This window comes from Mesorhizobium sp. M7A.F.Ca.CA.004.12.1.1 (assembly GCF_003997835.1).
Classification (GTDB): Bacteria; Pseudomonadota; Alphaproteobacteria; order Rhizobiales; family Rhizobiaceae; genus Mesorhizobium.
The window spans coordinates 1-10274 of sequence record NZ_RZRK01000135.1; the positions used below are offsets into that span (position 1 = coordinate 1).

At 60.8% G+C, this 10274-nt stretch carries 9 protein-coding genes; 1 reads left to right on the forward strand and 8 read right to left on the reverse strand.

Translation table 11 applies throughout. The features are described 5' to 3' along the window. The first annotated feature begins 226 nt into the window (after positions 1–226). Positions 227–997, forward strand: coding sequence for an SMP-30/gluconolactonase/LRE family protein (locus tag EN984_RS09840; RefSeq protein WP_127267676.1), 771 nt, complete (start codon positions 227–229; stop codon positions 995–997). 144 nt (positions 998–1141) lie between these two features. Here EN984_RS09840 and EN984_RS09845 read toward each other — a convergent pair whose 3' ends face one another. From EN984_RS09845 to EN984_RS09880, 8 genes are all read right to left on the reverse strand, one after another. Further along, entirely contained in the window at positions 1142–2047 is a 906-nt protein-coding gene (locus tag EN984_RS09845; RefSeq protein WP_127267675.1) for an allantoinase PuuE, read from the reverse strand. A 48-nt stretch (positions 2048–2095) separates the two neighbouring features. Beyond that, a complete protein-coding gene (locus tag EN984_RS09850; RefSeq protein WP_236382674.1) occupies positions 2096–3163 on the reverse strand; it encodes a histidinol-phosphate transaminase in 1068 nt (355 codons plus the stop codon). Between the two features lie 369 nt (positions 3164–3532). Further along, positions 3533–6079 (reverse strand): ATP-binding cassette domain-containing protein, encoded by a 2547-nt coding sequence (locus EN984_RS09855; RefSeq protein WP_206517115.1) that lies wholly within the window; start codon positions 6077–6079, stop codon positions 3533–3535. A gap of 83 nt (positions 6080–6162) precedes the next feature. Beyond that, positions 6163–7356: a substrate-binding domain-containing protein gene (locus tag EN984_RS09860; RefSeq protein WP_164748731.1), complete on the reverse strand. Its 1194-nt coding sequence runs from the start codon at positions 7354–7356 to the stop codon at positions 6163–6165. An 88-nt stretch (positions 7357–7444) separates the two neighbouring features. Beyond that, positions 7445–8491: an ABC transporter permease gene (locus EN984_RS09865; protein ID WP_127386678.1), complete on the reverse strand. Its 1047-nt coding sequence runs from the start codon at positions 8489–8491 to the stop codon at positions 7445–7447. 42 nt (positions 8492–8533) lie between these two features. Beyond that, positions 8534–9421, reverse strand: coding sequence for an N-acyl homoserine lactonase family protein (locus tag EN984_RS09870; RefSeq protein ID WP_127269013.1), 888 nt, complete (start codon positions 9419–9421; stop codon positions 8534–8536). A 25-nt stretch (positions 9422–9446) separates the two neighbouring features. Continuing rightward, positions 9447–9902, reverse strand: a complete 456-nt coding sequence (locus tag EN984_RS09875; protein ID WP_127269012.1) for a hypothetical protein — start codon at positions 9900–9902, stop codon at positions 9447–9449. A gap of 223 nt (positions 9903–10125) precedes the next feature. Next, positions 10126–10274 (reverse strand): SDR family oxidoreductase (locus tag EN984_RS09880; RefSeq protein ID WP_127383721.1); only part of this gene is annotated, 149 nt, incomplete at its 5' end.

Consider the following 10274-nt stretch of genomic DNA (forward strand, 5'->3'; position numbering starts at 1 on the left):
CCGCCAAGGCCGGCGACAAGGTCTCGGTCGCCATACTGGGAAGGCCGCATGAGGCAATCCTGCTGCCGCATCCGCCATTCGACCCCGAGGGCAAGCGGCTGCGCTCGTAGAAGCTCGGCCACCCGTTCGCCCAGTGAGCCAACTGACGAAAACCGAAGCCGGCCGGAGACGCCGGCGGAGCTGAACGAGGAAGATTTTCGACCACCTGAAAACAAAGGGGGATCGCATGATCAAACGGCATCTGCTGGGCACCATGTTTGCCCTCATTCTCACGTCCTTCACGCACGCGGCGAACGTCAAAGCGATCAATGACGATGCGTGGCTTGCCGAAGGTCCGATCTGGTATCAGGACAAGCTCTTCTACGTTGAACACGGCCGCGGCTCCGTGGACGTGTGGGACGGCAAGAAGAACGCGATCTTCTGGAAGATGGACGGCTGCGGCCCTTCGGCTGTACTGCCGACAACGACCGGCGAGTTCCTCGTTACTTGTTATGACAACAACACGATCGGCCGCATCTTCGCCGACGGCAAGTCGCTGCCGGCCTATGACAAGGACACGGACGGCAATCCGTTCAGCGGACCGAATGATTTCGCGCCCGACAAGGATGGTGGCATCTATTTCACCGGCTCCGGCAAGGGCGGGCCGTTGATCGATGCCGCGACCTGCACAACGCCAATGGTCTCGTCATCTCGAACGACGGCAAGATGCTCTATCTGGTCGAGACCGAGGACAACCGGATCATCATCGAGTTCGATGTCCAGCCCGATCACGCCCCTGAACAACCGCCGCGTCTTCCTGCGCCTCGATGATCTGTTCCCGAACCAGCCGCACATCTGGCCTGACGGCATCAAGATGGACAAGGCGGGCGAGATGTATATCGGCCAGAGCCCACGCTCGCTCGGTGCGCCAGGCAAGATCCTCGTCGTCGATGAGGGCGGCAAGCTGCGGCGCACGCTTTCAGTGCCGTCGCCATCCGTGCCGAACTTTGCCTTCTAACCCGACGAGAATGTGCTCTACGTCATGGCGCTCGATCAAATCGATGCCGTGCCCTGGTACGGCAAGGTCTACGAGATTCCAAACAAATAGCGCGTTCACTGACGGACGGGTGAAGGCTTCGCCCGACCGGTCCGGTTGATGGCGTCAGCCGCCGAACCGATCCAGCCAATGTTGGGCAAGGTCCGAGCGGCGGCAAATCCAGATGTCTGGATTGGCCTTGATCTTGTCGAGGAAGCGGGCGAGCCCGATCATGCGGCCCGGCCGTGCTGCCAGCCGGCAGTGCAGCGACACTGTCATCATGCGTGGCGTCCGTTCCGCTTCGGCCAGCAGCCAGTCCACACCATCGCTGACATATTCGAAGAACTGGCTGCCTGTCTCCAGGCCGGAGCCGCGCGAGAACCGGCTGTCATTGTTGTCGAAACTATGCGGCACCACCAGATGCCGCTTGGCATCGACGTCGACGAAATAGGGCAGGTCGTCATTGTAGTCGTCGCAATCGTAGAGGAAGCCGCCATGTTCGGCCACCAGCCGCCTTGTGTTGAGGCTGGGCCGGCCGGTGTACCAGCCGAGCGGGCGAATGCCGGTCAGGCTCTCGACGGTATCCACGGTCATCGCGATGTGATTGCGCTCCTCGGCCTCGCTCAACGGCGCGTAATCGATCCAGCGCCAGCCATGGCAGACGATGTCACTGCCAAGTGCTGCGATCGCCTTGCCGGCCGCCGGATTGAGCTCGAGCGCGCGCCCCACCACGTAGAATGTCGGGATGACGTCCTTGTCCTGAAACAGCGAGGCGAGCCGCCAGATGCCGACGCGTGAGCCATATTCGTAGAGCGATTCCATATTGCGGTTGCGCAGACCCGGCACCGCCGGAGACACGGCAAGATCCGACAGAATCGCCTCGGAGACGCCGTCGCCCTCGTCGATGCTGTATTCGGCGCCTTCCTCATAGTTGACGACGATGTTGAGCGCCAGCTTGGCGCCGCCGGGCCACTGCGCGGCAGGCGGCTTGTCGCCATAGCCGATAAAGTCACGGGCAGGCAAATACGGCATCTCTCAAGTCTCCCGAGGCTTCTGTCGCAAAACATGCGGTAGCCAACACTATCCGCCGTGCATGTCGATCAGTATGCGCAGTGCCCGATCCATTATCTCTTGCGGGCCGACCGTCGCGCGCAAACAGTCCGTGAGGCCGTAGCCGCCCAGGCCGCGCACAATGATATCGGCGCCCCATAAGGCCTTCTCTGCGGCCTCCGCGGCGGCTTCGTCGGAGAAGCGGATCAGCACGAAGTTCGTCCGGCTCTCCGGGACGTCATATCCTTTAGCCCTCAGCTCATGCGCGAACTGGTCGCGAATCCTCGCTGTGCGGGCCACGGTTTCTCGCATATAGGCCTGGTCCTCCACGGCCGCGACGGCCATTGCTAGGCTTGTCATTGTGACCTGGTTGGAGTTCTGCATCTTGCGCACTCCGGCCGCGACCGAAGGCGGAAACACCCCCCAGCCAACGCGCGCGCCGGCCAGGCCATAGGCTTTGGAAAGCGTGCGCAGCACGACCGTATCGCCACGCGCGACCAGCGCAAAGATCGGTTCGGGGTCTTGGTCGTCGAACTCGCCATAGGCCTGGTCGATCACCAGAAGCACATCCTGCGGCAAGGCGGCGCGCAAGCGCAGCAGCTCGGCGTTGCGGATGCGGGTGCCGGTCGGATTGCCGGGATTGCAGACGAACGCGACCCGCGTTGCCGGCGTGATGGCAGCCAGGATGCTGCCGGTCGAAACGGTGAAATCGTGCTCTGCCGCCTTGATGTAGGCCGCACCAACACGCGCGGCGGCGGAGGCTGCGAAATTATAGGCATAGGCCGTGCCCAGCACCTCGTCGCCTCGTCCCGCAAAGGCCGCGATGGTGCAGCTGATCAGGTCCATCGAACCGGCGCCGCACAAGATCAGATTGGGATCGATCCCATAGGCCTGCGCGATCGCCTTGCGCAGTGCAGTCCAGTCCGGATCAGGATAGAGATGGCTGCGGGCAATCGCGTCCTGGCCGGCGGTGATCGCCCTGGGGCTGGGTGGGAAAGCGCTCTCGTTCTGGGCAAGGGTTGTCCGGTCGCAGCCGCCGAAACTTGCCAAGGCAAAGGCGGACATGGCCTCGACATGAGCGGCAGCTTTCAGAGGCATGGGTGGTCCATGGGAATGTTCCTGTCGGCCATCTTGTGAACCACCGTTGCCGGACCGGCTCGTGGGACAAGTTACAAATCGCCTGCGCGTTCACAAGCAAAAACTAATCGTGCATAGGGCCCGAAATTCTGGCCCACTTTAGGACGCAAAACGCCCGGTCAGCACGAGAGCGGAAGAAAAGATGACGGTATGCTTGCACCTCGAAAAGGCGTTGCCGAAAGCCGTCAGACAACTGACCGAAATCTGGTCGCAAGAAGATCGGCATCATCAAGTGACGGGAAGCGTCGACATGCGGTTGGGGGAGATTTCGCGCTTTTTTTCGGATCTTCGCGCACTCGACGTCGTATCTCCAGTCTGCGGCAGTTCGTTTCACGGCCTCTCAATGGACGCTGACCGGGCCTGAGAATAGACTGCTACTGCGATCAGCGTCAGCAAGCCGATGAACCAATATTGCCAGGCTTGCGACAGGCCCAGGAAAACCATCGACGAATTGACTTCCTGGATCAGGACGGCGCCAAGCAGCACGCCGATGAAGCTGCCGCGTCCGCCAAAGAGACTGGCTCCGCCGAGGACCACTGCGGCAATGCTGCCCAGCGTGTATTCGATGCCCTGATTGGGATCGCCGATGCCGAGCTGCGCCACCACCATCATGCCCCCAAGCGCTGTGAGCAAGCTGCCGGCGATGAACGCGCCGACGACGGTCCAGCCTGTGCGCACACCAATATGCGCCGCCGCTTTCTCGTTGGAGCCAACGGCGCGCAAGCTCATCCCCCAACGGCTGTAGCGCAAGCCGACTTCGAGGATGATCGCCAGGACCAACGCGACGATGAACACGACCGGAATGCTGCCGATAGTGGCTTTGATGGTATCCATGACGGTGGCGCTGATGGCCCCATCGGGATAGGGCCTCAGCAACACCGAGATGCCCTGAATGATGATGTAAACCCCTAGCGTGGCGGCAACGGAGGTGAAGTTCCCGAACCGAACCAAAGTCCCGTTGGTCAGGCCGACGAGGGCTGCGGCGCCAAAAACGGCCAACACGCCAACGATTATCGTTGCCATGCCGGCACCTTCATTCAGGAAGAATGACGCGATGACGAGGCTCAAGCCGATCAACGGACCGACCGACAGATCGATCCTGCCGGTGAACACTGCGCACATCTGGCCAAACGAGACGAACGCCAGCGCAGCGGAAAGGAACAGGATCTTCTCGATGTTGAAGCCTGAGACGAAACGAATGTTGTGGCCAGACGCTACCACGCCCAGCAGCACGATTAGCCCGGCAAGCACGAAGCTTGGAACATAGTCGCCGGCAGCAACCATTCGCAGCCATGAACGCGTAGTGCCGAATCTGTCTCGTTCTTGCTGGTCGGTCTTGCGATGGGTGGTGGCCGTTATCATGGTCCGGCCGATATTGGCCTCGTTGACGTCTTGGCCTGAGAGTTCGCCCACGACGTGCCCGCGGGAGAAGACCAGCACGCGGTCGCATACGCCCTCAAGCTCAACAATATCGGATGAGACGATCACAACCAATGTCCCGCGCGAAGCGACGTCACGCAGGATGCGATAGATTTCGGCGCGGGCACCCACGTCAACCCCGGCTGTCGGCTCCTCTGCCAGCACGAGTGAAGCCTCTGCCAGGAGAGCTCGTGACAGGATCGTCTTTTGCTGGTTCCCGCCAGACAGCGTGGCGACATTCTGCTCGATCGATGCCGCGCGAATGTTCAAGTCCACTCGCTGGGCTTCCATTTGCCGCCGTTCGAGCGGACGGTCCACGACGCCAAAGTTCGCGAAACGTGACAGGGCCGAGATGGTACCGTTTTCGCGCACGGAAAGACTGGGAAAAAGGCCTTCATGCTGGCGGTCGGGAGACAGATAGATAATGCCGGCACTACGAGCGGCACCCGGGTTGCCGAGCGGCACGGTCTTCCCGTCCAGAGTGACGGCTCCACGGGCATTTCCAAGACCTGCCAGCGAACGCAGGAAGTCGCTCTGGCCGTTTCCGGTAATGCCGGCGATACCAACGATCTCGCCGCCACGCGCCGACATATTGATGTCTACGAAATCAGCGCCCGAAAGCCCTTTGACCTCAAGAATACTTGCGCCATTCAAGACACCGGCTGATTTGAGCGGAAATTGCTTGGTGACGGTGCGTCCGACAATGAGGTTGAGGATTTGGTCATCACTGACATCGCGCATCGGTGCCGATCCCTTCACTTCACCGTCACGCATGACGGTGACCGTGTCTGCGATCTGCCTGATTTCCTGCAGCCGATGCGAAATGTAGATGACCGCCGCGCCCCGAGTCGCTGCTTCGCGCACGTTGCGAAACAGGATGTCGACAAGGTCGGCTGTCAAAGCCGCGGTGGGTTCGTCAAGAATGAGGATCTTTGGGTCGATCGCAAGCGCCTTGGCAAGTTCTATCAGTTGGCTTTGCGCGATGTCGACATCGCACAGCCGGGTCTTGGGGTGAACGGCAGAGCCAACACGACGGAGTTGGGCGATTACCCAGTCATTGGCATAATCCGTTCGAAGCGCTGCTGGAACTGCAAGCAGCAGGTTTTCAGCCACCGTCAGATCGGGAAGCACCGCCGGATGTTGATGCACGATGGCGAGCCCGAGCCGTTGCGCCTGTGCCGCGCTAAAGCGATCTACAGATTGTCCACATATTTCAATCGAGCCCTGATCGTAGCTCAAAGTGCCGGAGGCAATGCCCATCAATGTCGACTTGCCTGCGCCATTTTCTCCCAGAAGCGCATGAACCTCGCCGCATCGGGCCACAAACGAAATGTCCTTCACGGCGACGACATGGCCGAAACGCTTCCACACGCCTTGCATGCGCAATCCCAACGGGCTGTCCAACGCAGTACTGGTCGGCGTTGCCATGTCAGACTGAAGCTGCTCGACGGTGGCCATGGGTCGATCCTCCTAAGTGACTTCCATCATCCTCCTTGAGGAGATGAAGGGGCGGACAGAAGCCCGCCCCGTTTGGCTCGAGATCAGAGACCGCCCTTGAGGGCTGCCAGGACCTGTTCGTCAGTCAGGCTGGTGCCGTTTGAAGCGGATTCCGGAAGCTTCGGATTGCAGAAAACAGTTCCGGCAAGCGAATCCTCGAGCTGGAAGTTCGTCACTTCCTTCACACCGGCCTCAGCCACCGTATGTTTGGTGCCGTTGGGGTCGGTTATGACGAGCGGCTGATCCATCTTGCCGCCGGCTGCCTCAGCGATCGCCCAGCGTACGGCCAGACGCACGTTCCACTGCTCGGCGCTGTTTGTCGTGTACTGGAAGGCGGACTTGGCGTCGGCATCGTGCAGCTTCTTCCAGGTGCAGCCGAACACGTTGGCGTCTTCACCGGCGATCAGCGGAAGTGGCCGACCAGCCCGTTCGAAAACGCCCGAGGCGACAACGCCCATGCTGAGGTCCGCGATCACACCGTCGATCTGCGGATACTGGGCAATTAGCGCGCCCAGCGATTTGGCGACCATGCTGGAATCCCAATTCGTCACTTCGAACGGCTTCTGTCCGATCTGGACGATGCCCGGATAGTCCTTGAAAGCTTCGAGGATGCCATCAGCGCGCTCACGGCTCTGACTGGTTCCGGCAGGCCCGCCGAGGTAGGCGACATTTCCCTTGCCGTTGAGGGCCTTGGCCATCCATTTGCCCCAGTCGACGCCATCCTGGTGGAAGTTCGTGCCGACGAAAACGCTGTAATCCTTGCCTTCCTCGCCGCCGACACGGGCCCGGTAGGGGACGACGGTGCTGCCTTGCTTGAAGGCATCGCGGATCGCCGGCAACATGGCTGGTCCGGCATCGGGGAACACGACAATGGCATTGACGCCGCGTGCCGCGAGACCGCTGAGGTCGGAGATTGCCTTCTGGGTGTTACCCTGTCCGTCGGTATGATCCCAGCCGGTGACATTCGGGCACTGGCTGGCCTCGTTGATCGCAGCGGCCGTCGTCATCTGCCGCCAGGGGTTCTGGGCGAAGCCATCCGCCAGCGCGACGGAGATTTCCTTCGTTCCGCAGAAGCTCGGCGGCGTCGCCGCTGGTTCGGCGCAGAAGACACCACCGGCGATGCCCTTGCACCAATCCGCGGCGCCGGCTTGTGTGATCGACAGCGGTGAGACAGTTGCAAAGGCCGACAGGGCGAGCGCGGCGCCCGATATCGCGTTTAATCCAAGATAAGACTTCATCATTTCCTCCCAACGAAGTTTGGTTGCTGTTCTCCAACCTGCCCGTGATGGACAGCGTTGAAACTGTTTATTCCCTTGGCCGCCGACATCATGCGGTCGACCTGTTCCTCAAGCTGATTGCCCGCCTGAGATTGCGAAAATTCAGACCATAGATGCCGACCCCAACCAGGATCGCGGCACCTTGGAAAAGGTATTGAACGCCGATGCTGGCGCCCGTCGTCAGCACCAATTGTTGCAGCTGTGTGAGAAAGAGGGCGGCGATCACGGTTGCCGCCAAATTGCCCTTGCCGCCAAACAGCGAGGTTCCACCCAGAACCGTCGCGGCGATCGACGGCATCAGGTAGTTGTCGCCCTGCTGCGGACTTGGCAGCTGCATAAGGCCGCCGAGCAGAATGCCGCCTGCCGCATAAAACAGGCTCGCACCCACATACGCGGCGATCTGGTAGCGGTCAGCGACGATACCTGCCGCGCGTGCGGCCCTGATGTTTGCGCCGACAGCCTCGAAATTGCGCCCGAAGGTCGTCGCCTTGACGACGAAAATGACGACGATAGCCATCGCTACTGCCAAATAGGCGAGCTGCGTGATGCCAAAGATCTTACCGTTGGCGAACGCTGCTATCGACCCGGGCACAGACACCGGTGTGCCGCCTGAAATCTTGACGTTCAGGCCGTAGAGCAGCGCGTTCATGCCGATCGTGGCAACGATGGGCGCAACACGAACCTTGCTGACGAGCAGGCCGCTGATCAGCCCCGCTACCGCCGCAGCGGCGAAAGCGTAGAAGAGGGCCAGGGCAACACTGCCCTCGGCATCGGGTTGGCTCTCCGCGAAGTAGCAGACGATGACAGCGCTGAGCGAAACCATCCCCGGCACGGACAGATCGATGCCGCCCTGCTGGATGACCATCGTTTGGCCCAGGCTGATGAGGGCCAGGATGGCGGCAAAGGGCAGCATTCCGCTCATCGCGCCGGTGCCAAGACTTTGCGGGGCGATCAGGCCGCCGAAGACGAACAGGACCAGCGTTGCCGCCGCGATACCCGCGGTCGGCCCGCCAGCTGAGGCAAACCAACTGCTCGGTCCGGATGCACCTTCTCCTAAGGCCGTGACCGGCTTCGGCTTGTCTGAAAGCTTTTCCACGTGTCTTGTCCTTCTGCGGATTCGCGGCATCGAACTTGTCCGTTAAAGCAGTGCGGATCTTGCTCCGCTGGCCAGACAGATTTCGCTGATCCGCAGCTTCTGGCTGGAGAGCCGGGACGGGAATGTCTGTTCGAGCCGCGACTCGTGAACGGGTATGACCCGTCGAGACTCATGGCCGACCTGTTTCATCATGGCTTCGGTGGCCATGATCAGATTGATCTGGCTGCCGGTGGCCAGGCCGACCGGGAGATACATGTCGTCGATCTTGAGCTGTTCGGAGGCGCCGTTCAGGTTCTCGAACTGGTAAACAAGATCACCGGCAAGCACCCAGGTGTCCTGGGAATCCGTCTTGCCATCATTGCGCACCGTCACCCACATGCATGCGAAGGTATGGCTGTCATAGGCGACGTGAAGATCGATGCCGGGGAAGACGTTTTCCATGGCACCATCGACCGCGATCAGGCGTTTGTCGCGCGCCAGCTGCACACCACGCAGGATATCCGCCGTATCGATGCCGGACAGGATCCAGCGCATGCGGTCCGGCAGCGACATCGCCCAGATCCATTCCTGCAGCTCCTTCTTCTGGACGTAGAAGGTGGCATTGGGAAATGCATCAACATTGCCGAAATGATCGAAATGCGCGTGCGTGATAAAGACCGCGTTGATGTCTTCCGGCGTCAATCCGATTTCGGCAAGAACCTCGCGCGGTCCGCGCCAGTTCTGGACATTGAACAGCATGCCAAGATAGTTCCCATAGTCGCGGTCGTTGTAACCGACGTCGACCATCGCGGCCCAACCGTCTCCCTTGATGACGGCGTAGCAGTAGGGCAGCTTGACATAGCCTTCATTGTGGGCGCCGTAGATGACGCCGCTCTTGTGGTATTCGGGCACGTAGCCGTACTCGAGGACGTAGATCGAATAGAGTGACACCGGTTTCCTCCCTTGATCCAGCCGGTTAATTTTTCGCGGGTCGGCAGTTGCAGCAGGCCGCCCTGAAATCCACGGGCGTCAGTCCGGCGGAAGGTTCCGAAACCATCCGCAGCGACCGCTGCGCGAAAAAAAGCGCGTCAACGACGGCATCGAGATCGGGACTTGCCGGATCAATGAGATCGGCAAGACGATCAAGCCGCGAGAGTATCCGGCCGAGAAGCACAAGCAGATCGGCTAGCGCGGCTTGGTGGCGGGCCGCTGTCGGCGGCGCCTTCACCGCACCCAGCCGGTCGGTTGCCTCGCGCAACTGCCTTGTCACCGACGCCAGCAAGAGATCGTTGCGGTTGCGGTCGAGGCTGTCGGTCTGGAGCAGAAGCAGGATTCCCGAAAGCTGGCTAACGCAACGCTTGGCGGCGTCATAGAGCGGGCGGGTGTCTGACAGGTAGGAGGCAACCGCTTCATCCTTGATCCCTGACTTCAACAAGGCATCTGGCTGGAACTCGCGGGGGGTGTCCCATATCGAACAGGCGGGACGATGCACGCTTTCGATCGCTGAAGAAGGCGCTGGAAATTCACGACGAAATGGTGGAAGCGCCGCCCCATGCGCAAGCGGAGCCTCGTCTTGTCCGGAATTGATCCTGAGCATGCGTCGCCTCCAATGTTTCGTCGTCGCATCGATCCGCAGGGCCGTGCGGACTGTCTTTTCAGTGCATGAATCGGCCGCCGTTGACGTCGAGAATGAGCCCCGTCACGTAGTCGGACAGGTCTGAGACCAGAAACAGGCAAGCTTTTGCGATATCGTCAGCCGTTCCGAGCCGGCCAAGCGGGATGTTCACGACGATGTCGCGCCGCT